Source organism: Nocardiopsis moroccensis (genome assembly GCF_055763695.1).
On record NZ_CP199747.1, the window covers coordinates 4729334 to 4754724 of the forward strand.

Consider the following 25391-nt stretch of genomic DNA (forward strand, 5'->3'; position numbering starts at 1 on the left):
AGGAGTCACCCTAGCAAGGACCGCCCCTGGAAATGAGAATGCCGAAGGAGCCGATCACGCCGAGTACCCCCCTCTATATCGGTACTCGGAGCATCGGCCCCGTGAAGAGAACTCTCTACTTCTCTTCCTTCTCCTCGGGCTCGTCATCCTGTTCGGCGGGGACGCTTTCCTTCGGAGCAGGCTCCTGGAAGGGGTCCAGCCTCGCCGTGGTCATGACCCCGTCGACGATCGCCTCGAACTGTTCGTCCACGGTCAGCATCTTGGGCACTCGAACTCCTTTGCGTACAGCACTCGTGTAGAGCCTCAACGTAGCCCTACGTCGTCTACGAAGCATCATGGGACTCACCGCCCTCCGACGGAGCCGCCATCCGTGGCGCTTCCGCCTCAGCTGCGCCACGGATGGCCTGTGTCCGACGGACGTCGGGCCTTCTGGGAGCCGCGAGCCGTCCTCACGCGGCTTCCGGTCCGACGAACGTGCTTCACACTAGAGAGATCTTCTTGCGTTCCGCTTTCAACCGGCTTTCAACGGGAGCGGAAAACCCAAGGTCACACGGCAGCTACCCGTTGTTCGCAACTTGCGCGCTGGGAGCTTTCCCAAAACCCGCCGGGCACTTCAGGTAACCGGGCGAACACGATTCCGTCATTCTCGCAATCCTGGGAAGGACACGAGTCAGGGGCGACCCCGATCTCGGAACCGGTGAAACCAATCGCACGGTTATTCCACTTACCCCCCCGCTTCCGGGGTGAACCACATCGCCTCCGGGGTTTCCGGCACCGGGTGCGAAAACCTGCGTCCCTCCCGGAACCAATGTGGGTTTTCCTCGGGTCCTCGGGGATCGGGGAGCCCTGCGGCACCATCGGCGCGCACCTGGGCGGGAGGTTCCCGGGCTCGCGGCGGGGGAGCGCGGCGGCGGGGCCCGTGCCGCAGGGCCCGCGCCGTGGGAGGAGGCCGGTGGGTACAGGGAAAGAAAGGCTGCGGAAGAGGTCGGGCGGGCCGTAGGTTCAAGGGAGCAGCGGGAATGATCCCCGCGGTTTCCGGTTGTCCACAGGCGGTGGACGGCGGAGCACGATCGTCGGACACGAGCGACCGCTCTGGTTGGAGGGCTTGATGCAGGAGGGTGACGGAAACGGCTGGGTGAAGTTGGCCGACGGGTCCCGGAGGTGGGGCCTGTACGGTGCCGCCGGGCTGCTGTTGTACGCCACCGACATGGCCGGTTCCGGTCACGTCCTTCTCCAGCACCGCGCTGGCTGGACCCACATGGGCGACACCTGGGGGATCCCGGGCGGGGCCCGCAACCGGGACGAGACCCCGTTGGAGGCCGCCGTGCGCGAGTTCCGCGAGGAGGTCGCGGGCGACCTCGAGGACTACACGGTCCTGGGCAGCCACGAGCAGGACCTGACCGTGTGGCGCTACGACACGTTCCTGCTGCGGATCCCGGTCCTGACCCCGTTCCGACCGGGGAACGCGGAGAGCAACGAGATCCGCTGGGTACCGGTCGAGGAGGCCGAGGGGCTGCCCCTGCTGCCCGCCTTCCGTGCCGCCTGGCCGCACCTGCGGGCCGGTCTGCGCTCGGCGGCGGTCGGAGCCGGGGGTCACCACAGCCCCGACGCTGCGGGCACTTCCGGGGCCGACTGAACGTTGTTACCGGAAGAGGCACCCCGTGCGTCCCTCCGGGACGGCTCGTGTCGGGTTCCGTCACCGGGACAGGTGCCGAGGCGCCGCCTCGGGGGTAAGTCAGGGACGGGCCCTGATGTGCTGGTCGACCCGGCCCGGCATGCTGGACGGGACGGCCCTGCGACGAGTGGGTGCCACGCGATTCGACTGGAGCTGTGAACATGACGCTGGAGCGCGGTAACGCATTCACTCCCGTCGCCTCGGCGGCGATGATCTGGCCGTGGGGGGCGTCCGTGATCGGCGGCACCGTGGCCGGTGCCCTGTCCTTCCTGGCCAACTTCGGCCTGGCGGGTATCCCCGCCGGGGTGACGACCGGCATCTTCTTCTTCGCCCTGATCGGCGGGGTCGGCGGCGTGCTGAGCAAGAAGAGCGACCGCCGCGGACGCCGCTGGGCCGCCTCGTACCCCTTCCGCTACGCGAGTGCCCCGGCCCTGCTCGGCGGCGGCGCCGCCGCCGTGGTGAGCTACATCGTGTCCGTGATCACTGACTTCGCGATCATCGGCGGGCTGTTCGGCGGCCTCTGGACGGGTCTTGGTGTGGGCCTTGCCCTGTGGCTCATCATCGGTGTCGTGGCCATGGTCGCCGGGGACAAGAAGTAGGCGCTTTCGGAGGGTGGTTCTGCGCCACCGTGATGGTGGCGGGGAACAGAAGGGCTTAGGCTCGATGTTTTCCGCCAAGGAGCGGATGGACCACACCTCACCTACGGGAGACAACCGGCGCCGATGACTGAAGCTGCTCGTCAGAAGATGGTCGAGCGGGTCCGCGGGCTCCTTCGCATGGCGGAGGACCCCGCGGTCACTGATGCCGAAAGCCAGGCGTTCACCGCCAAGGCCGCCGAGCTGATGACCCGCCACGCGATCGCCGAGGCCGAGGCCCGCGCCGAGAGGGGCGAGGAACCGGACGCGATCAGCCGCCTGGACTACACCGTCCCGGGGGTGGGCGGCCACGGCAAGGCCCGGGTCCGGGCCCTGGCCGACATCGCCGCCGCCTACGGGTGCCAGTCGGCGGTGCGCGGGAACAACTCCGAGAACACCGACCGGACCATCATCCTGGTGGGGACGGTCAGCGCCCTGGACGCCCTGCGGATGCTGATGCCGTCGATCTCCATGCAGATGGAGGCCTCGGCCAAGTTCATGAGTTCCGCGCACGTGACCGATATCCGGGAACTGCGCAACTACACGCGTTCCGAGCTGGAGACCGAGCGCAAGCGCTACTACCGGTCCTTCGTGCGCGCCTACGGGCAGGCGGTGGCCGAACGCATTCGTGAGTTTCGGGCGCGACTCCAGGAAATGGCCTCGAACGACGATGACTCAGGCGTCACTGAGGGTAGCGGAGAGAACGGTTCGACACGTGGTGCGGAGTTGGTTCTCCGGGACGATCTGAACCGGGTGAACGAAGAGTTCCACAAGCAGTTCCCACAGTTGCGTAAACACCGCCCCGAGCGCACCCACAGCGCCGCCGGCTACCGGGCCGGGTACCGCCGCGGACGCCAGGCTGAGCTGGGTTTGGACACCCCGGTGACCAGTGGGCGGGCGTCCACCTTGGCCGAGGGCGAATAGCCTGCCACCCGGAGTTGTCCACAGGCTGTGCACAGATTCCAAGCTGGCACTGTTTTCCCTTGTCAAAGGGGAAATACGAGCCGATTCGAGAGGCCGTTCAGGCCTCCGAAGGGGTCGATCACCCCGGGTTATCCACAGGCTGAGGATGCAGCCTGTGGATAACCCGTGCGCAGTCCTGTGGAGAACTTTCCCAAGAACGGGAAAACCACTGGTCAAGTAACACGAAGGGGCTGGACGAGGTAGCGGAAGGACGGCTCCTCGCCCTCCTTCGCCGGAACGTCGGTGAACACGGCGGGTTTGGTCGGTTCGGTGAAGTTCAGACGGGCGGTGTCGGTCTCCACCCCGTTGAGCCCGTCCACCAGGTAGTCGGGCCGGAAGGCCAGCCGGATCGGCTCCCCCTCGTACCCGACCCCGATGGCTTCCACGGCCTGGGCGTCGTCCCCCGAACCCGCCTCCAGCACGACCTCACCCTCCGTGAAGGCGAGCCGTAGCGGCGTGTTCCGGTCAGCCACCAAAGCGACCCGCTTGACCGCCTCCAGCAGGGGTGCGACCCCGACCTCGGCCCGGGCGGAGAACTCCGTGGGGAACCAGGCGCCGTACTTGACGAAGTCGCTGTCGATCAGCCGGGTGGTGGTCCGGCGTTCCCCGTTCTCGAAACCGATCATGCCCTCGCCCGGCGAGAGGCTGGCCCCCTGACCGACCTGGACGGTGGACAGGGCGATGTCCACGTTGCTCCGGTTGATCAGGCCCCGGACCGTGTTGGCCAGGGTGCGGGCGGGCACCAGCGCGGACACGTCGACCCCGGGGTCCTCGGGGCGCCACCACAGCTCGCGCACCGCGATGCGGTAGCGGTCGGTGGCCACCACCCGCAGGGTGTCGCCGGTGAAGTCCAGGTAGGCGCCGGTGAGCATGGGCAGGGTGTCGTCCCGGCTGGCCGCGGGACTCACCTGGCGCACGGCGGCGGTGAGGGCGTCCGCGGGGACGGAGCCGATCCGTCCGGGCATGCCGGGCAGACTCGGGTAGTCCTCCAGCGGCATGGTGATCAGCGTGAACCTGGCCGCGCCGCCGCTGACCAATACCTTGGGCCCGTCGGTCTCGATGCGCACCGTGCCGGAGGGCAGGTTGTTCACGATCTCGGCGAGCAGCCGGCCGGGGACCAGAGTGGCCCCGGGCTCCTCGGAGAGGACCTCGACGGAGGCGCGCGTGGAGACCTCGTAGTCGAAGCCGGACAGGTGCAGTGCGCTTCCGTCCGCGGAGACCTCCATCCGCATCCCCGCGAGCACGGGTACCGCGTGCCTGGCGGGCAGGGCCCGAGCGGTCCATGCGACCGCCTCCGCGAACGCGTCGCGATCCACTCGAAGTCTCACTGCGCTGCCTCCTGCGTCGACCCGTGCCTGTACCGGTCAACGTACCCAGCGGCGACGACATTCGACAGGCCCGTGCCGGACCCGGCCAAGGACGCGCGAGGCCCCGGTCAGACGGGGCGGAAGAGGTGTCTGACCAGGGCCGGAACCGGGAGAGGGCTACTTCCTGTTGGGGCGCAGCGTCCACAGGACGGTCATCCGGCCGGTGACCGTGCCGTCGTCGGTGCGCAGCTCGATGTCGACGGGGAACTCGGGGCGCTTGCCCGCGTCGAGTTCGGCGACGACCTCGTCCCGGGTGCGGCCCAGGGTGGCTTCGGCGGTGACGTCGCCCATGGCGAGCTTGAGGTAGCGGATCTCGGCGCTGACCGCGAGCGGGACGGCCCGCTCCAGCTGGTCGCCGAAGGTGCCGACCACGATGGCGCCCGAGGCGGACTCGGCGAGCGTGAACATGGCTCCCGCATGCGGGCCGCCCACGTGGTTGTGGTGGTCGGCGTTGTCGGGCAGCCGCATGACGGCACGCCCGTGGTCCAGGTCGCTGAAGGTCACGCCCAGCGTCCGTGCGAAGGGAACCGAGGCCAGGAACCCGGACTTGATCGTCTCTGCCGTCTCGGCGTCCATTTTCTCCATACGCACAGGTTACTCACGGGTAACCACCTGGCGCCACCCCCGGGCCCTCCTCGCGGCGAACCCGGAACATCCCCACGAACCCGTCCCCGCCGTGGGTTACCATGTCTGGCGGAGAGGCAGTCTCCCCCAGGAGGGTTCGCATAGCGGCCGAGTGCAGTGCTCTTGAAAAGCACCAAGTCCTTGACGGGGCTTCGTGGGTTCAAATCCCACACCCTCCGCAGAATCCGGAAGTTTGCCCAGATGGGAGACTTCCACGGAACACGGCGAAGGCCGGTGGTCCCGGGCCGGTGCACATTCAGTGCACATGGTCCACAGGCCACCGGCCTTCGGTGTATCCGGGGTCGTCCCCGTTGAGGCGGCCGAGGACGCCGAGGAGAGGGTCACGCGGCCAGCGCGGCCAGGCGGGCGACGTCCATCGCTTCAGCCACCTCGTCCAGGCGGTCCGGGAACAGGTGCCCGTACCGGTCCAGGGTCATCGTGGCCGTGGCGTGCCCGAGCATCGACTGCACCACCTTCACGTCCGCCCCGGAGGCGATGGCGAGTGACGCGGCCGTGTGGCGGAGCTTGTGCGGGGTGAGCCCTTTGCCCGCCAGGTCGGCCGCCTTCACCGCGTTGCCGAACTCCCGGTATCGCCAGTTGCGGATGCGCAGCGGAGCGCCCCGACGAGTCGTGAACACCAGTTCATCAGGGTCGCGCCCTTCCAGGAGCGGACGCAGTTCGGGCACCAGCGAGGGAGGCACGGGCACCGTGCGGGGCTTGCCCGACTTCGGGGTCTGCTCGATGAGTTCGCTCTCCACCTCGGCGAAGGCCACGACCACGCGCACCCGACGCCGCTCCAGATCCACACGCCCCACCCGCAAGGCAGCAGCCTCGTTGAACCGCAGGCCCGTGTAGGCCAGCAGGAGGATCAGCGCACGGTTGACCGGAGCGGTCGCGGCGATCTGCCCGTACTTGGTGCGCAGCCCGCCAGCAGCGTTGGCCAGAGCCTCCACCTGGACGTGGTCGAGGTAGACGTGTTCGGACTCGGAGGGCTTGGGCAACGGGACACCCTTGGCCGGGTTGTAGGGGATGCGCCGGGGCACGCACCAGCCGAGCACCATCGAGAGCACGACGTGTGAGTGCCTGGTCTGTGAGGCCCCGAGGTTCGATCCGCCCTCATCCCGCGGCTTCTGGAGCTGGGCCACCCACACGGCGACGTCCTCCCCGTGGATTGCCGAGAGCGGTTGCTCTCCCCAGCGCGGAAGCACGTGGTTGTCGAGCACTGCCCGGTACTGCCACCAGGTGGACCGCTTGATGTCGGTCCGGGTGGTCAACCACTTCTCGGCCATCTGCCCGAGGGTGACCTTCGCGGCCGAGGGGTCGCGGTAGGAGCCCTCGTGCAGGCTGTTCTCGATCTCGGTCTGCCGCTTCTCCGCGTCCGGCTTCTTCTTGTAGGTGCCGGCGCTCTTGATCCTCCCGGAGGGGTCGTAGTAGCGGACCATCCACCGGCCGGGAGGGGTGCGCTTGGCGGCTTTGGCCTTGCGTACGGCTTCGGTGTACGCCTTGTCCTTGGTGCGGTCGTAGACCCAGGCACGGGCCATAGTCAGTCTCCTTGGGGGGGTTACCGGGTTCGGACCCAGGCATGGACCTCAGCGGGCACGTAGCGCACGTACCGGCCTATGCGGTGGGAGGGAGGGCCGTCGCCCTTGTAGCGCCACTCATAGAGGGTCTTGGGAGGCACGCGGAGGTAGGCGGCTGCGTCGGGGACCGACCACAGGGCTGTCTCGGAGCGGGGCAGGGGAATGGTGGGGGTGGTCATGCGGCCCTCGTCTCGTCAGTTGCCGAAGAGTCGTGTTGGCGTGCGGCGTGAAGCTGGGTGCGGCGTTTGAGGGCTTCACCCACCGCGCGGAGGAGGCGTTGTTCTCGGGGAGCCACGTCCGGGTCGGTGGGACGGGCCACTTCCCAGGCGAAGTCACCGGAGTTGACCGAGGTCAGCACCGGAGGCCGGGGGTTGGTGTCGTCGCCCTGGTCCTCGTTGGCGGAGTTCACGCCCAGGGCGTCCAGGACCCAGGACAGCCGGTCCGCCTTGTGATCGGCCAAGGTCTTGCCGGACCACTTGCGCGAGACCAGAACGCGGCGGCCCGCGTAGCCCAGGTGTTCACGTCGGTGGGCTTTGGAGCGGCAGAACCCGGGCCGCTGTCCGGCTTTGGGGTCCTGGGGTTGGATGCCGTACCGGAGCCAGTTCGAGCACCGGGGCGAGCAGGGCTCGTACCGGAGGGTTTCCATGAGCCGGTCCACGTGCTGTTCCTGCCGAACGGTTTCGGCGGCGTGGCAGTCGGCGATGTCCTTGGTCAGGTACTTGGCCAGGTAGCGCACGCACCGGGCGGCGTCCTCGGTGCCGGCCACGACCCCTTTGGCGTCGACCTGCTTTCCGAACCGCACCACGTGGAATGGCTCCGGATCAGGTTCGGCGTCGAGTTCGTCCAGCGCCTCATCCCAGGTGGGCAGGACTTCGCCGGTCGTCGTGTCGACATAGCCACCTATGGATTCCTCCCATGCGGGCACGTTCTCGCCCTCGTAGACCACCGTGTCAGCGGCAGGCCACCACACCTGGTGGTAGGTCGCAGCCGCGATCTGGCGCAGCTCAGCGCGGGGCAGGGTGCCGCGTGTGGCCATGTGCAGGTGCGGGGCCAGTCGGCGTTGGGGTTCGACGGAGGCGAAGTACTGGACATCGAATCCGGCGACCCGGCGTAGGTTCTGAACGAACCGGTCCACGAGTTTGGAGAAGTGCAGGGTGTCCCGGGCGGCCCGCCGGTAGTCATAGGTCGAGAAGTCGACAGGTGTGCCATCGGAGCGCACCCGCCCGTAGGAGTCCAGGGTGAGGGTCAGGAACAGGGAGGGACGGAACACCTTCCCGGACGCCGGATCAGTGAACGCCCGCCCGACCGTCTTCCTCGTCATGGGTCGCTTGGGCAGATCCGGGACGTCCTGACGCCTCTTGGTGGAGCGCACCCGACGCGGACCTGACTCCGAGGAGGCCGAGCGGGTGACCGAGCCCCGCAGGCCGGAGGCGGTGATCTCCTCGTCCAGGTCCGCGATGGCAGCGTCCAGGGCGGCGAGCTGTTCGGGCTCAGCAGCCCCGGTAGCGGCGAGGCGGTCGCGTTCAGCGGTGACCACGGCCCGCTGTTCCACCCACCCCTGTTGCTGTTCGGTGGGTGGGTCGGGTTCCACGACGGGTTCGGTGGCCAGGTGCCAGCCCTCTTCGCACTGGGAGCGGCGTAGGGAGCGCTTGCGTTTGGCGCAGGCCGGGCAGCGAGATTCGAGTGTGGATCCGCAGGGGACGTCGATCACCTCGGTCTTGCCGGTAGTGATGTCGGTACGCCTGAGGGAAACGGGTCGGATGCACACGCCGTGGTCAGCGGCGACCTGTTCGGCCACCTCTCGGGCGAGGGGTTGCGCGAGTCGTTCGGCCCGGGTTGTCTTACCGGTAGGAGTCGGCATCAGCGCCACCCCCACAACCACTGAACGGGAGCCCCCACCCGATGAAGTTCGAGAGGCCGCGTCTTCGTTTCGCAATCTTTGGCGCTTGCCTGGCTGCGTTCGGCGTCATCGGATTCGTGTTCGACTTCATGCCGCCTTTCGCCGTATTCCAAGCGCTGTTCTACGGGACCGTGATCCTTGTAGCGGCTCTTTTCTTCTACCGGTTTGAGTTGAAGCGATACCGCGCGCATCAGGCCACCTCACCGCCCGAAGAGCCCACCGCGTAGCCATTAGCCATGGCGGTGATGTCGTCGTCGGAGACGAAGGCGGCCCGCACCCGTACCGGGGAGGGTGAGGTTTCTAGGCGGACGTAGGCCACTCCGGGAAGGGTGGGGTCGGTCAGGTGCGCCTCTGCGCCGCGTTCCCTGGCTCCTTCTCCGAGGACCATGTCCACCTGGGAGGCATCGTCCAGGCGGAGGGCGATCTTGTCCGGGAAGAGGTTGCGCAGGTTCATCACCTCCTTGCGGGGGTCCTGGAGTGCGGCCAGGACGCAGAAGCCGACCGAGCGTCCTTGTGAGGTCAGGGTGGCGATGGCGTTCTCCGAGCGCTTTCGTACGTCACGGTCGGGGTGGTAGGCGGTCAGGAAGGCGACCTCGTCCAGGACCACGACCACGAACGGATCAGCCGTGGTCGGGGTGTGCGAGCGCTGCTTTCCCGCGTAGCGTTCGGCCCTCTCCTGCATCTGAGTGACGGCGTGTTCGAGGAGTGCCACCGCGGATTCCCCGGTGTCCGCGTAGCGGGCGAACAGGTCGCGTCCGTAGGCGAGTTCCATGCGTTTGGGGTCGATCCCCCACACCTGCGCCGAACCCTCCTCCAGGGCGGGGAGCATGGCGCGGACCGCCGACCACAGCACCGACCCCTTCCCCGCCCCGGTCACTCCGACCACGAGCACGTGGGTTCCGTGCAGCCGGAGCTTCCACGGGGTGCCGTCTTCGCGTTTGCCGACCGGCAGCCCGCTCAGGTCCGGGGATTCAGGGACCGGGAGGGCGTCGAGGGGTTCGGCGAGGGTGTCGTGTCGGGGAAACTCCAGAGTGATGTCCCTTGGTCCGTTGACGGTGACGCGGCAGGAGGGTGCGGCGAACCCGTGCGCCAGCTCCACCACCCGGTGCTCAAAGTCAGCCGGGGAGGTTCCGGCGACCAGGGAGACGCGGACGTAGTCGGCCCGGTCGTTGCACTGGACGGAGCGGATGCGAGGCAGGTAGCGGCGTTCCTGGTAGGACTCGGCCAACCCGGAGATGACCAGGACCGGTTGCCAGTGACGGCGGTACACAGTCAGGTGACGCCACCACGCCAGCAGACGCCAACTCACGCAGTACCGGTAGGAGTGCGGCCAGGTGCGCCACCAGATGAGGGAGACCGCCGAGAGTCCACCAGCCAGGGCGGCCAGTCCGGCCCAGGACAGGTACCACCAGCAGGCCACCACGGTCGTGGTCGAGGCGACCATGACGGGGAAGCGGAACGGCAGCAGCACCAGCAGCCGCACGAGCCGGTAGATCCACGAGCCCAGGACGACGATGCCGGGGGTCTCCACGATCGGAGTCGTCCACCGCACACCCTGCGCCGGGGTCGGCAGGGTCGGGGAGGACTGAGTGGCCCCCACCTTGGGTTGACGCATCATCACTCGCCACCGCCGTTCAGGACTTCAGCGGCGGCGATCTCAGCCCAGAGCAGGTCGGAGTCAGCGCGAGCGCAGGCAGCGAAGCGAGCGGCATCGGGGTTGCCGTCCAGCTCAGCGATGGCGGCGAAGATCCGGGACTTGAAGTCGAGGAACTCCGCCCGCTCTGCCTTGGTGGTGCGGGGCTGGTCGTAGGCGTCCAGGAAGGCCCGGACCAGTTCAGGGCCGGTCAGGGTGGACAGGTCTTCGGGAATCTGGGACATACTGGGGGCACCTCTTCTGAGATTTCGCAGTCGCGGGAGGGGATCAGGGGCGGCTAGGTGTTCCAGCACCAGGCCGCCCCGCTTCATGTGTCAGGAGGCGGTCAGGCCGTTTCCTTGGCCGGGGCACGTCGACCACCAGCGGCGCCACCGGGAGCCTTCACACCACGCGCCCGGAGCGAGTACGCCACCCGGGGGCGACGGCCCGAGTCGTCCACGTAGGGCATGACCGCCATCGCCTCGAACTCGATCGGCCGGAACGGCAGGCCCGGAACCTCGTCCGGCAACGTGGGGCACACCTGGGCGGCGACCTTGACCTTCACGCTCTTGGCCTTGCCGCGTGCTTCGGGGTCAGCGTCGATCACGTCCACCGCCCACAACGGGAGCCCGGTGTCTTTGTCCATCTGCGGACGCTTGGTCTCGAAGTCGGTGATCGCTTCCACCCCGAGCGCGAACGCACCGTGCGGGAAGACCGCGCCGAACGCGACCGGCAACGCTCCCTGAATAGCCATCAGTCAGCCTCTCAGTTGATGTCCACTCAACCACTTGTTCGGTCAAGTGAATGTCAGGATAGCCCGCCCAACTCGTCCGGACAAGTGGATAAGAAGGTGGGCTATCTGAGGAAGTCACACAGCTGGGTAGGAGTCTTCCAGTTCGTGCAGGTCACCGGGCAGGACGATCTCAGCGACGGAGATGATGCGATCGGAGGCATCCAGTATCCGCGCGGTGATGCCCAGCACGGGCGTCGCCTCGTCCAGCTCCAGAATCTCGCGCTCTTGACCGGTGGCCACTCGGGCGCACAGGCGTTCCACGACGCGAGCGGGACGAAGCTGCTTGACCATCTGCACGTGGTCGCGCGCCCCGATACTGATCGGCGCCTCAGAGCCGAGGTCGGTTCCCTCTGCCACGTCCAGGGGGAACCAGAGAGTGACCAGCTCACTCGGTCCGCCCTCGGCGTCCAGGACCAGGCGGCGGCGCATGACCGCCGGGGACTCAGCCGGAACGTCCAGGGTCCCAGCCAGAGAGGCGGGGACAGGAGCACGGCCAGCGGTGAGGATCCGGTTTTTTCTGGCCTCTTCGGAGGCGTCGAAGGCACTGGCTCCGGCATGGGAGCGCTCGGAGGTCTGTTGGGGGACGCCGCGCACGAACGAGCCGCGCCCGTGTTCGCGTTCGATCCATCCCTGCATACTCAGGATTTGCAGCGCCCGTACGACCGTGGAGCGCCCGGCCCCGAACTCGCGGACCATCCGGGACTCAGAGGGAAGCATCTCCCCCACGGGATAGGTCCCGTCTTCGATGCGCTCTTGGATCGCCCGCACGATCTGTACGTACTTGGGCGGAGCGAACTCCAAACTCGACATGATGTCCACCTGGTGACTCTAGTACTCGTATGGTCGAGTAGCTTACTTGCGTGGTCTGGCCCTGTCAGCAGGTGGGGACACATTTGAACCCACCCGTGATCAGGCAGCACAGCGGGAAGCACGCCACTCAGACGCGCACATCACCGTGTGAAGCAGAACGAAACCCGCGTGCCCCGGCCTCCGTGGTCTCGGAGAGAGGCCAGGGCACGCGGGAGTTCCTAGGAAGGCCGCCAGTGCACGGCGCGTTCGACGGTACAGACCCGCAGATTGTCCACCGTCGCCCCGCACACCGCCCGGCGTTCGACTTCCACCAGAGCGACGGCGACCAAGGCCACGTCATGGCGAGCCGCCTCGTCCGTCGAGGACAGTACCGGGGGCACGATGCGCCGGACATGGCTGCACTCGGCCCCGTCGACCTCGTGGCACATCCCGACCACGTAGGACATCAGCAGCCGTCGCCGCACCACGGGTTCGGGCAGCACACATCGATGCCGCTGGATCAGAGACGTCCCGTCCTCTTGCCGGGACAGGGTCTCGTAGGTGATGGACTCCCAGTCCTCACAGGCCACACGCACCCGCACCCCCTGAGCACGGGCCCAAGCCATCAGGGTCGCGCGGTCGACCACCGTGTCGCGTACGTCGCTGTTCATCGCCGCACCGCCCCAACAGCGATGGCCGTGCGCACCAGGTCACGCAACTCGGCCATGTCATCGACTGCCGGGGGTGAAGCCGCGGCTTGTTCCAGCAGACGCAGGCCCCACCTGTCTCGGCTGACCCGAGGCGCGGTGCGCTTGCGCTCGAAATGCGCATAGGGACCGCGCAGGAGGTTGTAGGCGCGGGGGTCGTCACTGTCCATCACGATGGGTTCCGGTGCGGGCCACAGCTCCACCCGCACGGGCGGGGGCAGGTGCACCGTGCGGGGCCCGTTTCGGTGATGCCTTCCCCGTGGTGTCGGTCGTATCAGAGTCACCAGAGCCCGAATCAGGGCGATAAAGTCGCTCACGTCAGCCTGCTTTCTCAGGTTGGCCGCGCCCCCGGACGCCTTGCCCGCGTCGCGGGGGTCACTTGTCGACAAACCGCCTTGCAACGTGGCGAAGGATCAGCCACGGGCGGTTTGAGTGTTTCTCAGGAGTCCGTTCCGGTCCCCCGACATGCGGTGCAGGGTTCGATACGCATCGCCGACTGCTGGGTTCCGGCGTAGCGCACGACCACGAGTCGCCGTGAACGGACGGTCTTGTGCCCCCGTCCTCGACAGGACTTGCACCTCTTCGAGGCTGTGACTGCATCCACCAAGCACGCTCCTGTGAACCGGAGGCACCCGCACCGCTTGAGCAGAGAGGCACCGCTCATCCAAGATCCAACTCATATGCATGAGAGAAACCCATGCACTTATGTATATGAGTAGTGCCATAAGGTTGCCTCACTCATGTACATGAGTCAACCCTGTTCGGTGAAGTCTCTGATCGGCTTCACCGGCCGCCTACGTCAGTCGGTGGCCGGAATCCTGTAGTCGAGCACGAACTGATCAGCAGCCATGATCGTGTCGCACACCTCCACCACGCGCCCGGCCTCAGTCACAGCGTTTCGGGTCAGGTGGATCACCGGAGCGCCGGGGCTCAGCGCGAGGGCACTCGACTCCTGTTTGGTGGCCAGCCGCGCACGGACAGTCTCGGTGTACTCAGCGAACTCATGCCCGTGTTCCTCCAGACGGGCGTAGATTCCACCACCGCCGGGGTTCTCCTCGAAGAGTTCGGGGATGTCCCGCGCTACATCCCACGGCAGGTAGGACGTGGCTTCCTCAGTGGGCGTGCCATCAGAGAAGTAGAGCCGTCGACGAGCGAGCACCTTGTCTCCCTCATTCACGCCCAAGCGCTCAGCGATACCAGCAGGAGCGAGAACGGGACCGATGGAGATCACCTGGACGGTGGGCTTGACCCCGGCCTGTTCGGTCTCCGCGATGTAGGCAGCTTTGCCCGCGCGACGATGCGAACGCCGGAAGCGGTCCGAGGACTTGCGAGTCACCGGAGGGCGCGACTTCACGAAGGAGCCCTTGCCCTGATGGGTCTCCACGAGCCCGATAGCCCGGAGTTGAGCAACCGCCTTGCGGACAGTGCCCGACGAGACGCCGTAGCGCTCTATCAGTGCGGTCTCACTCGGAATCTCCTCAGCAGGAGCCAGAGTCCCGCCCTTGATCTGCTCTTCAATGTCGTCCGCGATCTGGAGATACCGGGGCTTCGCAGACCGCGCCCCTACAGTGCTCGCCATAGTCCTTCTATGCCTCCTATGCTCATGTACATGAGTAACAGCACGGGAGACAAGCCGTCAACGCCGCTGCACTCCGTGTCCGTCGCAGGAGCGGTCATCCGTGAAGACGGGCGGATGCTGGTGATCAAGCGCAGGGACAACGGCAACTGGGAACCGCCCGGCGGAGTGCTGGAGTTGGACGAGACCCCGCAAGAGGGCGTTGTCCGGGAGGTCCTGGAGGAGACCGGTATCCGCGTCGAAGTGGAGCGGCTCACGGGCGTCTACAAGAACATGGCCCGCGGAATCGTGGCCCTCGTCTTTCGATGCAAGCCGTCAGGCGGCGAGGAACGATCTACGAGCGAGGCCACCGCCGTCGAGTGGCTCACACCCAACGAGGTCAAAAAGCACATGGGCGAGGTCTACGCCATCCGCCTTCTAGACGCTCTAGATCCGAACAACCCTCATGTCCGCATCCACGACGGGAAACAACTGTCCTCAAAATAGCTCTCCGTGGTGGCGCGCGAGCCTGGACTGACTCAGGAAGTCGGCACTTTGGACGGCTTGACACAGGGCCCAGGCTGGACAGTTCAAGCCATGGAAACCTCTGCCACCATGAGCCTCAGCAATTCGACGTCGAAGCATTGGAGAGGAAGAATTAATTATCCGTCCGCAGCCAACATCACACTCCGAGAGGCATTTGATTTCCCAAATCAGACGCCATAATTATCACCCCAGCCAATTTCAACACCATCAATATGGAAGCTGTTGGAATATCCACTCATTTACATCTTTCACCAGCGCTTCATCCCGAAGAACGGAAGAGAGGTCGCCGTACGAAATTTCACCCAACAACAGGTGATGGATCGCCGAGTTCCTAATTTGATTAAAATTCTTCAAGCGAACCAGCAGGGCTGCATCAAAATTCATTCCCTCCACAATTCCAATAAATCTACCGAGGGTAATCCTTTCGCCATCCGGAAACTCCCTCTTTTTTACAGTACTCAACCATGAACGTAGTTCAAATTCGATCAAATAGGACTTCGCAGCCACAGCCTCGAGCCAAAATTCAGCCTCGACCGCCTCATCGTACTTCCATTTCAAGACCGCAAAATTTCTAAAAGCTCCCTCCATGTTCTTTGCACCCATTTCACTCAAGTGGCCCACACGACGAAGAGAACCAGGCGGAGAGATCCTTCGAAGTTCTTGAAATTCATCTAGAGTCATCGAGGGTTTTGCGTTAAGCTCTTCTATTCTGCGCTCAATTCGCTCCTCTTCCGAATCCAAAACAAACCTCCCTCGGTAAATTAATCGTGCAGTGCAGATACTGCCGAGTTGGGCTGTATGAGATCAAAGCGGCGGCGCAAGCACCGCCGCATACCCTTGCCCGGCTCCGGCTGCGGGCTGCCGCCCGGTCCCGAGCCGGGCAAGGGCCGGACTACTTGGCGTGACGCCAACCTCCGAGATAATTTCAGGCTCCTTCTGAGGTCGAAACGACTCGACGCACATTGACCCTGTTCAATCCATCGTCGGCAACGGATCCATCGTCAATCAAATGACGATGGAACGTACTATTCATACTTGGTCGGACTAGAACTTCTCCTCCATCCATCGACAGTTTCACCGAGAGGAAATGCTCCAAGACAACGCCGACAGGGATCAAAACATCCCCGACTTGGATTGAGAATTTTTTGAAAACTCTGATTTCATAGTCTTCATCTTCGCCAAAATCAACCTGAGCATCAGGGGTGAATTTCCACTCCCTCCAGTTGGATACATCCGTTTTTGCGTCTATCAATCCTGCAGCAATTTGCACCACCCTTATATCCCATGCCTCAAGATCATCAATCTGTGGAATTAGCAAAGGTGACGCGGTCAGATCCTGCAACTTTACGAGTGCCTGAACGTAACGTACAAGCCTGGTAGAAACTATGGCCTCCGAATCAGATGCCTGATACAAATCATGGAAGGGTCCGTATTTTTTTGCGATCTGAACCGTACTAGGAGCTTTAAGTTCAGAGCAGAATTCTAATGCCGGAAGAACTTTCACAGCTTCAAAACCAGAACAGTTCTTCAAAGAAAATTTGATATGCCCGGACGAGTCATTTCGATCAAGAAGACCTTCATTGCACAGGATCCCAGATGGATCATATCCTTCTAGCCAAGAACCAGTCCCATCAAGACCAACAGAAGAAGACATCGAAAAAAGAATCTCCGGACTCACCGATCCGTCTGATGCCTTCACTCGGAATCTTATTTCGTGGCTTTCTCCGCCTCCACCTGGGCCTACTATCACATGACTTTTCTGCGACGAAAACCCCAGGCCACCCGGGAGGTCGGCCTCAACCTCAGCTTTGGCACTAAGGGGTCTTCCATACTTCCGCCACATATCAAGATTTTCACGATCCTCTGGTGTCTCACCAACAATAAAATTGACCTTGATCGGGACTGGGCGTTCATTAAGAGCTTCAGAGTTTCTTGCATATATCCCAAATGTGAAGCAAGATCCGTTCTCTGGATTTATTCTCTGCTCCGCCGCGACCAACCAAGGCTTGTCGACCACGGGAACCGTAACGGGAGAAAACTCAAAGCTATAGCGGAAGTGCGGATCACCGTCAAGGGCATGCCTTAGGCGCTGCAAGTGGCTATATATTTCAGCTGGCTGGAGAATTGAGACTGCAGAATCTTCCACCGCATCAGGGAGATTCGCATCGCGCTGAAGGATCTTAGCCATCTCTGTAACCGCCGACCTTATGCGCTGGTTTCCACCCTCCAGATAGTAATCCGGAACATACCAGTACTTAGCTGCGAGGGTCTGGCAAAAATCTAGGCCCTTCCAATCAATGACACGTCCAGTTTCATTTTTCCACCCATGGATTTTCTCTTTTTCTGCCTCAGTTATTTTCAGTTCTGGGTCATTGATAATTTCTTTTATCTCTTCGTCCGGCATCGAAGAGAACCAGTCCATCAGATTAGGTAGCGTGGGATCTAGCGGCATTACCAGATACCAGTTGCCCAGAGGCACACCACGCCGAATCATCCCAACTATAACCCGACGAAAAGATTTTTCAATCTGCTTTTTTTGATTGGCATCAAGGTTTTCAGAAAATTTTTTAACTTGGTAAACATCCCATTTGTCTCCGCGCGGGACAAGTACGTCGATTCCGCAGTCTCCTTGCGAAGGCCTAACCCGAACAGCACGCTGATGTTCGCTATATATAAGGTTCGATACCACTGTTTCAACTTCGTCTCCACCAAGAGTAGACCACGGGATCCTTGGCATATTTACACTCCTTTTACTTTGCGTTTTTCTATCAATGATTCATTATATTGCACAGGGGTAAAAAAATCACCCCACTGCTCAAAAAATCTAACAATTGAAGTGCCTTCGGCAATCTTACCTATTCGGTTAGCTTTTCAATAGCTTCCTTCCATCCTAGGTTTTATCGCCTTCGCGCTGACCTGCTTCCGCCGAATCATCAAATGAGAGGTGCTCTAAGGGCTGGTGGTACCAAGGGGCCGTGCCCCCTGGACCCCCCGGGCCCGCATGGAACCTGGCGCGGTGCAGGACGTGCGGGGGCGCAGACCGTTCGCGCCAGAACCCATGCGGGATCGAAACCGTGGTTGCCGGGTACTGGAGCGCGGGGAGCTATGGTGATCGCGTTGGGAACGTGCCGGCTAACTAGGAACACGCCTCATGGCTGGTGTTCGGGCGATGCACATATGGTGCACACGACATCAGGAAGCCGCCGGGAACCGTGGGAAGCCGTGAGCACTCCCGACCAGGTCAGCGGCCGTTTCCAGGGTCCGAGCTCTGGTCGGTCCGGGGCGCCGGACTAACGGGGCTTCGTGGGTTCAAATCCCACACCCTCCGCAGCAGAGGTACAGGGAAGGCCGCCCACCAGCACGGTGGGCGGCCTTCGGTGTGTCCGGGGTGCGCCTCGCGCCCGTGTTCGGCCGAGCCCGCCCCCTGATCCGCGCTAGTGGTCCTCGTCGGCGTTCCTGGGGAGCACCACCACCGGGATCTTCGACCGGTGCAGCACCCCCTGGCTCACCGAACCCAGCAGCAGGCCCCGCACGGTGCCCCTGCCCCGGGAACCCACGACGACGGCGTCCGCCTCGGTCGAGGCCTCCAGGAGGGCGTCCACCGGGTTGGACCGGGTCCGTACGACGGAGACATCGACGTTGGCGTCCTCGCGCTGGTCGTCCATGACCTCCGCCAGCAGCTCCGCGACCAACTGCTCGGACTGCTGATCGAACACGGTCTCCTGCGGCTGGTAGCCCGCGGCGGCCATCGCGAGCGGGTCGTACGGGTACGGCACCTCCCAGCTGTGGACCACCACGACCTCGCCCTCGGTCTCCGCGGCCATGTCCACGGCCAGCCCCAGGGCGCGTCGGGAGCTCTTGGAGGCGTCCACGCCGACGACGATCCGGTCCAGCTTGGTGGTGGCCGGTTTGCCGCTGTCGTCGGACGGGACCACCACGACCGGGCACGGCGCCTGGGCCCCCACCCGAACGCTGACGGAGCCCACGAACATCGACGCGACGGCGCCCATGCCCCGGGTGCCCAGCACGATCAGGTCACCGGGGTGGCTCTGCCGGATCAGCGCCAGCGGAGCCTCCTCCAGCGCGGTCACCGACTCGATCTCCACCTCCGGCTGGACGCCGCGGGCGTGTTCGGCGGCGTTGGTGAGAACGACGGTGGCCTGGCCCGACATCTCCTCTGACGGCTCGAACCGGGACGGTCCCCCGTAGGCGGACACGATCAACGGCATACCCAGAGCGTGCACGATGTGCAGCGGGACGCCGCGGCGCGCGGCCTCCGCCGCCGCCCACTCCAGGGCCGCCCTGGAGTGGTCCGATCCGTCCGTCCCCACTACCACTTTGCTGTTTGCCATGGTTCCCCCTTTAGGCGCTGCCCACCATCCTCACCGAGTACAGCAGGATCATGCGGGACCGGCACAGGACAGAAGGCCCTTTGGGTGTGCGCCCTTGGTCACCGGTCCGTCTCGTCGGAGTGCGGAGGCAGCACCGCGACCGGACCCCGTGCGTCGTGCAGCACCCCCTGGCTGGTCGAACCCAGCACCAGCCCGCGGACGCCGCCGCGGCCCCGGGAGCCCACCACGATCAGGTCGGCGTCCTCCCCCGCCCTGAGCAGGGCCTGCGCCGGGTCGGACTGCATCCGGACGGCGGTGATGTCCAGGGCCTCGGTCCGGTCGTCGACCACCTCGGCCAACACCCCGGCGACGATCTCCTCCGACTGGCGGTCGAACACCTCCTCGTGCAGTGACTGGGCGTCGGCGGCCAGCGACGCCGAATCCTCCGGCAGCGGCACCTCCCAGCTGTTGACCACCATCACCGACGAATCCGTGACCAACGCGTGGTCCAGGGCGAAACGCAGGGCCCGCCGGGAGGAGTCGGAGCCGTCCACACCGACGACCACCTTCCCCCGGTGCCGGTCCCGCCCGTCCGGTTCGGGCACCACGACCACCGGGCAGGGCGCGTGTGAGGAGGTCCGTACGCTCACCGAGCCGAGCACGATCGCCCGGACCGCTCCCAGCCCGCGCGAGCCGACGACGATGACGTCTCCGTGCCCGGCCTCGTCGAGCAGGACCTCCGGTGCGTCCTCCACTCTCAGCACGGTCGCCACGTCCAGGTCCGGACGGGCCCCGCGGGCGTACTCGGCGCTCTCGGCGAGCAGCTCCTGTCCGGCCTCCCGGACCGCCTCGACGGCACTGTGCCGCTCCACCCCGCCGGCACCGGGCAGCGTCCCCGCCACCATCGGCACCCCGAGACCGTGCACGATCCTGAGCTGTTCCCGGCGCCTGGCGGCGGCCTCCGTCGCCCAGGCCAGGGCCTCGCGGGCGGCGGGTGAACCGTCCACCCCCACGATGACCGCCGGCGGGCGTTCCTGTGCGTTCATGTCCACCTCTTCCACTCCCCTCCATTCTCGGGACCGCGCGGTGGGAAACCACCGAGGGGCGATCCGCGCGTTGTCGGGGCCCCGCCGGTCACGGCCGGCGGGCGAAGGCCTCCCCCACGCTCGCGGCCAGCTGGAGGTAGGCGTCCTTGGTGGCGGGTGCGAGCTGCTCCAGGTCCACCTCGGCCCCCTCCTCCAGGTGCCCGTCCCAGGGGACCCGCACCACGGACCGGCACCGCCCGGCGAAGTGCTCCTCGAGCCGGTTCAGGTCGACGCTGCTCTTGCTGTTGGAGCGCACCATGGACAGCACCACGGCCGCGCTCCGGACCAGGTCCCCGTGCCCGTGGGCCTCCAGCCAGTCGAGGGTCGCGCTGGCGCTGCGGGCGCCGTCCACGGAGGCCGAGCTCACCAGCACCACCTGGTCGGCGAGGCCGAGCACCCCGCGCATGGCCGCGTGCAGGAGCCCCGTCCCGCAGTCGGTGATGCAGATGGAGTAGAAGTGCTCGACGATCCGGGCCACCTCGCGGTAGTCGGCGTCGCTGAAGGCCTCCGAGACCGCCGGGTCGCGGTCGGAGGCGAGGATCTCCAGGCGGCTGGGCGCCTGGGAGGTGAACCCGCGGATGTCGGCGTAGCGGGAGACCAGGTGGCGTTCGTTGAGCAGGTCCCGGATGGTGGCCGCGGTCTCCAGGCGCACCTTGTCCGAGAGCGTGCCACGGTCGGGGTTGGCGTCGACCGCGAGGACCCGGTCACCGCGCAGGGAGGCCAGGGTGGAACCCAGGGCGACCGTGGTGGTGGTCTTGCCGACCCCGCCCTTGAGGCTGAGCACGGCCACCCGGTGGTGCCCCGTCGCGACCGGGGTGCAGGCACGGGCGACGAGCTCCCGCCGGCGCAGCACCCGCGGCGACTCGCCCGGGTTGATCAGGCCGAGGCTGGCGGTGTGCACGGCCCTGCGCCACCCACCGTCGGGGCCCTGGCGGCGGTTGCGGACCAGGGTGGCGGCGTTGAGCGAGTCTGAGGTCTCCCCGTGGTTCGGGTCCTGGCGGCGGGCGGGGGCCTGCCCCGGTCCGACCCACGGTGCGGGGTCCGGCCCGGGGTCGCGCGGCCCGGTCAGGGACGGCGGCGGGCTCGGCCGGGAGGACGGCGGTTCGGTCCGTTCGGCCGTGGCCGGTTCCGGGGCCGGAGCGTTCACGGGGGTGTTCCGGAAGCCGGATGTGTCGGGGGCCTCGGCGCCCGTGCCCTCCGGAGCGGGACCGCGCCAGGGGGCGGCCGCCGGTCCCGGGCGTTCGGGGCCCGGTTCTCCGCGGGCCGGCCTCTCGGGTCCCGGGTGTTCGGACTCCAGCGGGGGCAGTTGTTCGGGTTCGGGGACGTCCGGGTCACTGCGCAGCTTCCGGGGCCCCAGGGGGTCCTGTTCACCGCGGTCCGCTCCTCCGGGGCGGGCGGGCCGTTGCGGCCTACCGTCCCGCCACGGGACAGCGGGCCGGTTCGGACGGTTCCGGACGCCCGGCATCAGCCGGACCGTGCTGCTCCGCGTCTCCTCTGGGTCGTCCGGGGCCTCCTCCCCGACCTGCTCGTCCCCGGCTGCCTCCGCACCGCCCTCGGGGGTCTCCGTGGCCCCGGGGACCTCGGGCTCCTCCAAGGCTTCGGGCTCCTCCAGGGCTTCGGGGTCCTCCTCGGGTGCGGGCGCCGGGTGAGCGGCCCCCGGCAACGGGGGAGGAGCGTCCTCCGGCAGCCGGGCGTAGGGGGGCGGGGGCGGAGCCGCGCCCTCGAATCCGCCGAACCACTGTTCCCTGGGGCTGGGCGAGGACACGGCCGGGTCCGGGTCGGCCCCGGCCGACGGCTCACCGGTCCCCTCCGGGGCGTCCGTGTCGTCCGTCCGCCGCCAGATCGGCTCCGTGCGCTCGTGCGGCTCCGGCTCGGCGCCTGACCCGTTCTGCTCGTGCTGTGCCACCGGGGCTCTCCTGCGTCAAGGGGGTCTGCTGTGGAGGAAGGGCCCTCCCGTAGGGGAGTGTCGGGTATGGCCCTCGGGTGTTCTCTTACCCGCACAGACACAGCAAAGCATCCTTCCGGGCCCGCCGACCAGAGATCCGGCGCCCCGCCCAGAGGTCGGGTGCCGCCCGGCCGCGCGGCTGGGTACTGTCGGCCACATGCACGCGATCCGAATCACCGAACCGGGCGGGCCCGAGGTCCTGTCCTGGTCCGAGGTCCCCGAACCGTCCCTGCAACAGGGCGAGGTCCTGGTGGAGGTGGCAGCCACCGCCGTCAACCGGGCCGACGTGGCCCAGCGGCAGGGCAACTACCCGCCGCCACCCGGTGCCTCCGAGTACCCGGGCCTGGAGTGCTCGGGCACCGTCCTGGAACTGGGACCGGGAACGGAGGGTTCCGGATGGTCCGTGGGGGACGAGGTCTGCGCCCTGCTGACCGGGGGCGGTTACGCGGAGCGGGTGGCCGTGCCGGTCGGCCAGCTCCTGCCGGTCCCGCGCGGGGTCGGCCTGGCGGAGGCGGCGGCCCTGCCCGAGGTGGCCTGCACCGTGTGGTCCAACCTGGTGATGGTCGGCGGCCTGCGCTCCGGGCAGACCGTCCTGGTCCACGGCGGCGGCAGCGGCATCGGCACGTTCGCCGTCCAGTTCGCCCGGGCCCTGGGCGCCCGGGTGGCCGTCACCGCGGGCAGCGCGGAGAAGCTGGAGCGATGCCGTGAGCTGGGCGCCGAGATCACCGTGAACTACCGGACCGAGGACTTCACCGAACGCCTGCGGGCCGAGGGCGGAGCCGACCTGATCCTCGACATCATGGGCGGCTCCTACCTGGACGCGAATCTGCGTTCGCTGACAGCGAACGGGCGCCTGGTGATCATCGGCCTGATGGGCGGACGCAGGACGGAGATCGACCTGGGCCGCATGCTGGCCAAACGGCTCTCCGTCCAGGCGACCACGCTGCGCTCCCGTCCGGCCCCGGAGAAAGCGGCCATCGTCTCGGGAGTACTGGAGGAGGTCTGGCCGTTGGTAGAAGAAGGAGCCATCCGTCCCGTCGTGGACCGCACCCTGCCCCTGACAGACGCGGCGGAGGCGCATCGTGTCATGGAGTCGAGCGCGCACACCGGCAAGATCCTTCTCACCCGTTGACAGCGTGCCGAACAGAGCCGAGCTAGGGAATCGATGAGCAACGCAGACAACCAGAAGGACCCGGAGGTCCTGGTCGTCGGGACCGACGAGGACCACGAGTCCGGGAGCGAGGACGGTTCGGGGGAGCCGCGCTCGCTCACCGACATGGTGGAGCAGCCCGCCAAGGTGATGCGGATCGGCAGCATGATCCGCCAACTGCTGGACGAGGTGAAGGCGGCCCCGCTGGACGAGGCCAGCCGCGCCCGGTTGAAGGAGATCCACACCTCCTCGATCAAGGAGCTCGAGGACGGCCTCGCGCCCGAGCTCATCGAGGAGCTGGACCGGCTGACCCTGCCGTTCGCCGCGGGTTCGGCGCCCAGCGACGCCGAGCTGCGGATCGCGCAGGCCCAGTTGGTGGGCTGGTTGGAGGGCCTCTTCCACGGCATCCAGACCACTCTGTTCGCCCAGCAGATGGCGGCCCGCGCCCAGTTGGAGAACATGCGCAAGGCACTCCCCCCGGGGATCTCCGGGCTCCAGGCCCAGGGGCCGGGCGCCGAGGGCCAGGGCGAGCAGCCGCACACGGGATCGGGCCCCTACCTGTAACGGAACCGGGGCGCCGCCCGCACGGACACCGTGTGGCGGCCACCGCGCACCTGAGAACACCGCGTACACGAACGGAGCCCGTCCCCGGTGCGGGGCGGGCTCCGTCGTGCCGCCGGTCGGCCCGTCGCGGGCCGCCGGGGGCTACTTCTTCCTGGCCGTGCCGCCCTTGGGCGCCTGGACAGGTTCGATGACGTCCCTGCCCAGGTAGGGGCGCAGAGCTTCGGGGACGACCACGGAACCGTCCTCGCGCTGGTGGTTCTCCAGGATCGCGACGATCCACCGGGTGGTGGCGAGCGTGCCGTTGAGGGTGGCGGCGAAGCGGGGCTTGCCGTCGGCGTCCCGGTAGCGCACGTTGAGCCGCCGGGCCTGGAACTCGGTGCAGTTCGAGGTGGAGGTGAGCTCGCGGTAGGTCTCCTGGGTGGGGACCCACGCCTCGCAGTCGTACTTGCGGGCCGCGCTGGTGCCGAGGTCCCCGCCGGCGATGTCCACCACGCGGTAGGGCAGACCGAGCTTGTCGAGCATCTGCCGCTCCCAGGCCAGGAGCCGTTTGTGCTCCTCGTGCGCCTGGTCGGGGTGGGTGTAGACGAACATCTCCACCTTGTTGAACTGGTGGACCCGGATGATGCCCCGGGTGTCCTTGCCGTAGGACCCGGCCTCGCGGCGGAAGCAGGACGACCAGCCGATGTAGCGGTTGGGCAGCGCGTCGGCGGGCAGGATCTCGCCGCCGTGGTACCCGGCCAGGGCCACCTCGGAGGTGCCCACGAGGTAGAGGTCGTCGTCGGGCAGGCGGTAGACCTCGTCGGAGTGCTCACCGAGGAAACCGGTGCCCTCCATGGTCTCGGGCTTGACCAGGACCGGCGGGATCATCGGGGTGAAACCGGCCTCGACCGCCTGGTTCATCGCCATGTTGAGCAGGGCCAGCTCCAGCTGGGCGCCCACTCCGGTGAGGAAGTAGAACCGGGCGCCGGAGACCTTGGCACCGCGCTCCATGTCGATGGCGCCGAGCATCTCGCCCAGTTCCAGGTGGTCGCGCGGGGTGAAGTCGAACTCGCGGGGCTCACCGACGGTCTCCAGGACCACGAAGTCGTCCACACCGCCCTCGGGCGCCCCCTCCTCGACGAGGTTGGGCACGCGCACCAGGACGGCGTCGAGCTCGTCACCGAGACGGCCGGCCTCGGCCTCGGCCTCCTTGACCTCGGCGGAGAGCGCCTTGGCCCGGGTGAGGAGCTCCTCCCGTTCCTCCGGCGAGGCCTTGGAGACGGATTTGCCCACGCTCTTCTGCTCGGCGCGCAAAGTCTCGAACCGGCCCAGCGCGGAGCGCCGGTCGGAGTCCAGTTCGAGCAGCCGGTCGGCGACGGAGGGGTCCTCGCCGCGGGCCCGCTGCGATGCACGGAGTCGTTCGGGGTCTTCTCGAAGAGCGCGAAGGTCGATCACGTCTTGCAGGTTACCGCCCGCCCCAACCCCGACCCACATCTTTTGCCGACAGTCACGTCATGGAAACCCTCCGTCCCCGTATCCCCATCGACAGGGTCAGCCGGGAGCGAGGGTT

26 protein-coding genes and 1 tRNA gene are annotated in these 25391 nt (G+C 66.4%); 7 read left to right on the forward strand and 20 right to left on the reverse strand.

Translation table 11 applies throughout. The annotated features are described in order from the left end of the window. Positions 1-115: 115 nt before the first annotated feature. On the reverse strand, positions 116-268 hold the full coding sequence (locus tag ACUKCB_RS20860) for a hypothetical protein (RefSeq protein WP_473041166.1): 153 nt from the start codon (positions 266-268) through the stop codon (positions 116-118). An 840-nt stretch (positions 269-1108) separates the two neighbouring features. Here ACUKCB_RS20860 and ACUKCB_RS20865 point away from each other — a divergent pair. The 3 genes from ACUKCB_RS20865 to ACUKCB_RS20875 all read left to right on the forward strand — a co-directional run bounded on the left by ACUKCB_RS20865 (position 1109) and on the right by ACUKCB_RS20875 (position 3234). Next, positions 1109-1636, forward strand: a complete 528-nt coding sequence (locus ACUKCB_RS20865) for an NUDIX hydrolase (protein ID WP_473037285.1) — start codon at positions 1109-1111, stop codon at positions 1634-1636. A gap of 200 nt (positions 1637-1836) precedes the next feature. Beyond that, positions 1837-2274: a hypothetical protein gene (locus ACUKCB_RS20870; protein ID WP_473041082.1), complete on the forward strand. Its 438-nt coding sequence runs from the start codon at positions 1837-1839 to the stop codon at positions 2272-2274. A gap of 147 nt (positions 2275-2421) precedes the next feature. Continuing rightward, complete coding sequence (locus tag ACUKCB_RS20875; protein WP_191276129.1) at positions 2422-3234, forward strand: DUF2786 domain-containing protein; 813 nt, start codon at positions 2422-2424, stop codon at positions 3232-3234. Between the two features lie 212 nt (positions 3235-3446). Here the strand turns inward: ACUKCB_RS20875 and dnaN are convergent, their stop codons facing one another. Both dnaN and ACUKCB_RS20885 read right to left on the reverse strand, forming a co-directional pair. Beyond that, the gene (dnaN, locus tag ACUKCB_RS20880; RefSeq protein WP_473041083.1) at positions 3447-4589 is read right to left on the reverse strand and encodes a DNA polymerase III subunit beta; all 1143 of its coding nucleotides are present in this window, start codon (positions 4587-4589) and stop codon (positions 3447-3449) included. 168 nt (positions 4590-4757) lie between these two features. Beyond that, positions 4758-5216, reverse strand: coding sequence for a DUF4442 domain-containing protein (locus tag ACUKCB_RS20885; RefSeq protein WP_473041084.1), 459 nt, complete (start codon positions 5214-5216; stop codon positions 4758-4760). Positions 5217-5354: 138 nt separating this feature from the next. On the opposite strand from ACUKCB_RS20885, the gene ACUKCB_RS20890 reads away from it, so the two are divergent. Then, positions 5355-5443 (forward strand) — tRNA-Ser (locus ACUKCB_RS20890). A 162-nt stretch (positions 5444-5605) separates the two neighbouring features. Here ACUKCB_RS20890 and ACUKCB_RS20895 read toward each other — a convergent pair. The 11 genes from ACUKCB_RS20895 to ACUKCB_RS20945 all read right to left on the reverse strand — a co-directional run bounded on the left by ACUKCB_RS20895 (position 5606) and on the right by ACUKCB_RS20945 (position 14245). Next, complete coding sequence (locus ACUKCB_RS20895; RefSeq protein ID WP_473037286.1) at positions 5606-6805, reverse strand: tyrosine-type recombinase/integrase; 1200 nt, start codon at positions 6803-6805, stop codon at positions 5606-5608. A 20-nt stretch (positions 6806-6825) separates the two neighbouring features. Beyond that, positions 6826-7023: a helix-turn-helix transcriptional regulator gene (locus ACUKCB_RS20900; RefSeq protein WP_473037288.1), complete on the reverse strand. Its 198-nt coding sequence runs from the start codon at positions 7021-7023 to the stop codon at positions 6826-6828. Then, entirely contained in the window at positions 7020-8705 is a 1686-nt protein-coding gene (locus tag ACUKCB_RS20905; RefSeq protein ID WP_473037289.1) for a replication initiator, read from the reverse strand. The genes ACUKCB_RS20900 and ACUKCB_RS20905 overlap by 4 nt, the downstream gene beginning before the upstream one ends. Then, positions 8705-8935 (reverse strand): hypothetical protein, encoded by a 231-nt coding sequence (locus ACUKCB_RS20910; protein WP_473037291.1) that lies wholly within the window; start codon positions 8933-8935, stop codon positions 8705-8707. The genes ACUKCB_RS20905 and ACUKCB_RS20910 overlap by 1 nt, the downstream gene beginning before the upstream one ends. Beyond that, on the reverse strand, positions 8935-10362 hold the full coding sequence (locus ACUKCB_RS20915) for a cell division protein FtsK (protein ID WP_473037292.1): 1428 nt from the start codon (positions 10360-10362) through the stop codon (positions 8935-8937). The genes ACUKCB_RS20910 and ACUKCB_RS20915 overlap by 1 nt, the downstream gene beginning before the upstream one ends. After that, complete coding sequence (locus tag ACUKCB_RS20920; RefSeq protein WP_473037294.1) at positions 10362-10622, reverse strand: hypothetical protein; 261 nt, start codon at positions 10620-10622, stop codon at positions 10362-10364. Before ACUKCB_RS20920 ends, ACUKCB_RS20915 begins: the two co-directional genes overlap by 1 nt. A gap of 101 nt (positions 10623-10723) precedes the next feature. After that, positions 10724-11131 (reverse strand): plasmid replication, integration and excision activator, encoded by a 408-nt coding sequence (locus ACUKCB_RS20925; RefSeq protein ID WP_473037295.1) that lies wholly within the window; start codon positions 11129-11131, stop codon positions 10724-10726. Positions 11132-11245: 114 nt separating this feature from the next. After that, entirely contained in the window at positions 11246-11989 is a 744-nt protein-coding gene (locus tag ACUKCB_RS20930) for a GntR family transcriptional regulator (RefSeq protein WP_473037296.1), read from the reverse strand. A gap of 209 nt (positions 11990-12198) precedes the next feature. Further along, on the reverse strand, positions 12199-12630 hold the full coding sequence (locus ACUKCB_RS20935; protein ID WP_473037297.1) for a hypothetical protein: 432 nt from the start codon (positions 12628-12630) through the stop codon (positions 12199-12201). Continuing rightward, on the reverse strand, positions 12627-12893 hold the full coding sequence (locus ACUKCB_RS20940; RefSeq protein ID WP_473037298.1) for a hypothetical protein: 267 nt from the start codon (positions 12891-12893) through the stop codon (positions 12627-12629). The genes ACUKCB_RS20935 and ACUKCB_RS20940 overlap by 4 nt, the downstream gene beginning before the upstream one ends. 572 nt (positions 12894-13465) lie before the next feature. Next, entirely contained in the window at positions 13466-14245 is a 780-nt protein-coding gene (locus ACUKCB_RS20945; protein ID WP_473037299.1) for a GntR family transcriptional regulator, read from the reverse strand. Positions 14246-14269: 24 nt separating this feature from the next. On the opposite strand from ACUKCB_RS20945, the gene ACUKCB_RS20950 reads away from it, so the two are divergent. Further along, positions 14270-14728: an NUDIX hydrolase gene (locus ACUKCB_RS20950; protein ID WP_473041085.1), complete on the forward strand. Its 459-nt coding sequence runs from the start codon at positions 14270-14272 to the stop codon at positions 14726-14728. Positions 14729-14974: 246 nt separating this feature from the next. Here ACUKCB_RS20950 and ACUKCB_RS20955 read toward each other — a convergent pair whose 3' ends face one another. The 5 genes from ACUKCB_RS20955 to ACUKCB_RS20975 form a co-directional block, all read right to left on the reverse strand. Next, positions 14975-15508 carry a hypothetical protein gene (locus tag ACUKCB_RS20955; protein ID WP_473037300.1) on the reverse strand — a complete coding sequence of 178 codons (534 nt, stop codon included), beginning with the start codon at positions 15506-15508 and terminating at the stop codon, positions 14975-14977. A 184-nt stretch (positions 15509-15692) separates the two neighbouring features. Continuing rightward, positions 15693-17504, reverse strand: a complete 1812-nt coding sequence (locus ACUKCB_RS20960; RefSeq protein WP_473037301.1) for a hypothetical protein — start codon at positions 17502-17504, stop codon at positions 15693-15695. A gap of 697 nt (positions 17505-18201) precedes the next feature. After that, on the reverse strand, positions 18202-19119 hold the full coding sequence (locus ACUKCB_RS20965) for a universal stress protein (protein WP_473037302.1): 918 nt from the start codon (positions 19117-19119) through the stop codon (positions 18202-18204). Between the two features lie 98 nt (positions 19120-19217). Continuing rightward, positions 19218-20144: a universal stress protein gene (locus ACUKCB_RS20970; RefSeq protein WP_473037303.1), complete on the reverse strand. Its 927-nt coding sequence runs from the start codon at positions 20142-20144 to the stop codon at positions 19218-19220. 88 nt (positions 20145-20232) lie between these two features. Further along, positions 20233-22089, reverse strand: coding sequence for a MinD/ParA family ATP-binding protein (locus ACUKCB_RS20975; RefSeq protein WP_473037304.1), 1857 nt, complete (start codon positions 22087-22089; stop codon positions 20233-20235). 196 nt (positions 22090-22285) lie between these two features. On the opposite strand from ACUKCB_RS20975, the gene ACUKCB_RS20980 reads away from it, so the two are divergent. Both ACUKCB_RS20980 and ACUKCB_RS20985 read left to right on the forward strand, forming a co-directional pair. After that, positions 22286-23260, forward strand: a complete 975-nt coding sequence (locus ACUKCB_RS20980; protein WP_473037305.1) for an NAD(P)H-quinone oxidoreductase — start codon at positions 22286-22288, stop codon at positions 23258-23260. A 33-nt stretch (positions 23261-23293) separates the two neighbouring features. Continuing rightward, on the forward strand, positions 23294-23842 hold the full coding sequence (locus ACUKCB_RS20985; protein WP_473037306.1) for a bacterial proteasome activator family protein: 549 nt from the start codon (positions 23294-23296) through the stop codon (positions 23840-23842). Between the two features lie 141 nt (positions 23843-23983). Here ACUKCB_RS20985 and serS read toward each other — a convergent pair whose 3' ends face one another. Then, positions 23984-25276, reverse strand: coding sequence for a serine--tRNA ligase (gene serS / locus ACUKCB_RS20990; protein WP_473037307.1), 1293 nt, complete (start codon positions 25274-25276; stop codon positions 23984-23986). Between the last annotated feature and the right edge of the window lie 115 nt (positions 25277-25391).

What these genes read in the sequence shown, in the direction of transcription:
- ACUKCB_RS20865 (WP_473037285.1), top strand. Translation starts at nt 1,109, where the DNA reads ATGCAGGAGGGTGACGGAAACGGCTGGGTGAAGTTGGCCGACGGGTCC.
- ACUKCB_RS20870 (WP_473041082.1), top strand. Translation starts at nt 1,837, where the DNA reads ATGACGCTGGAGCGCGGTAACGCATTCACTCCCGTCGCCTCGGCGGCG.
- ACUKCB_RS20875 (WP_191276129.1), top strand. Translation starts at nt 2,422, where the DNA reads ATGGTCGAGCGGGTCCGCGGGCTCCTTCGCATGGCGGAGGACCCCGCG.
- ACUKCB_RS20885 (WP_473041084.1), bottom strand. Translation starts at nt 5,216, where the DNA reads ATGGACGCCGAGACGGCAGAGACGATCAAGTCCGGGTTCCTGGCCTCG.
- ACUKCB_RS20895 (WP_473037286.1), bottom strand. Translation starts at nt 6,805, where the DNA reads ATGGCCCGTGCCTGGGTCTACGACCGCACCAAGGACAAGGCGTACACC.
- ACUKCB_RS20900 (WP_473037288.1), bottom strand. Translation starts at nt 7,023, where the DNA reads ATGACCACCCCCACCATTCCCCTGCCCCGCTCCGAGACAGCCCTGTGG.
- ACUKCB_RS20905 (WP_473037289.1), bottom strand. Translation starts at nt 8,705, where the DNA reads ATGCCGACTCCTACCGGTAAGACAACCCGGGCCGAACGACTCGCGCAA.
- ACUKCB_RS20910 (WP_473037291.1), bottom strand. Translation starts at nt 8,935, where the DNA reads ATGCGCGCGGTATCGCTTCAACTCAAACCGGTAGAAGAAAAGAGCCGC.
- ACUKCB_RS20915 (WP_473037292.1), bottom strand. Translation starts at nt 10,362, where the DNA reads ATGATGCGTCAACCCAAGGTGGGGGCCACTCAGTCCTCCCCGACCCTG.
- ACUKCB_RS20920 (WP_473037294.1), bottom strand. Translation starts at nt 10,622, where the DNA reads ATGTCCCAGATTCCCGAAGACCTGTCCACCCTGACCGGCCCTGAACTG.
- ACUKCB_RS20925 (WP_473037295.1), bottom strand. Translation starts at nt 11,131, where the DNA reads ATGGCTATTCAGGGAGCGTTGCCGGTCGCGTTCGGCGCGGTCTTCCCG.
- ACUKCB_RS20935 (WP_473037297.1), bottom strand. Translation starts at nt 12,630, where the DNA reads ATGAACAGCGACGTACGCGACACGGTGGTCGACCGCGCGACCCTGATG.
- ACUKCB_RS20945 (WP_473037299.1), bottom strand. Translation starts at nt 14,245, where the DNA reads ATGGCGAGCACTGTAGGGGCGCGGTCTGCGAAGCCCCGGTATCTCCAG.
- ACUKCB_RS20950 (WP_473041085.1), top strand. Translation starts at nt 14,270, where the DNA reads ATGTACATGAGTAACAGCACGGGAGACAAGCCGTCAACGCCGCTGCAC.
- ACUKCB_RS20960 (WP_473037301.1), bottom strand. Translation starts at nt 17,504, where the DNA reads ATGCCAAGGATCCCGTGGTCTACTCTTGGTGGAGACGAAGTTGAAACA.
- ACUKCB_RS20965 (WP_473037302.1), bottom strand. Translation starts at nt 19,119, where the DNA reads ATGGCAAACAGCAAAGTGGTAGTGGGGACGGACGGATCGGACCACTCC.
- ACUKCB_RS20970 (WP_473037303.1), bottom strand. Translation starts at nt 20,144, where the DNA reads ATGAACGCACAGGAACGCCCGCCGGCGGTCATCGTGGGGGTGGACGGT.
- ACUKCB_RS20980 (WP_473037305.1), top strand. Translation starts at nt 22,286, where the DNA reads ATGCACGCGATCCGAATCACCGAACCGGGCGGGCCCGAGGTCCTGTCC.
- ACUKCB_RS20985 (WP_473037306.1), top strand. Translation starts at nt 23,294, where the DNA reads ATGAGCAACGCAGACAACCAGAAGGACCCGGAGGTCCTGGTCGTCGGG.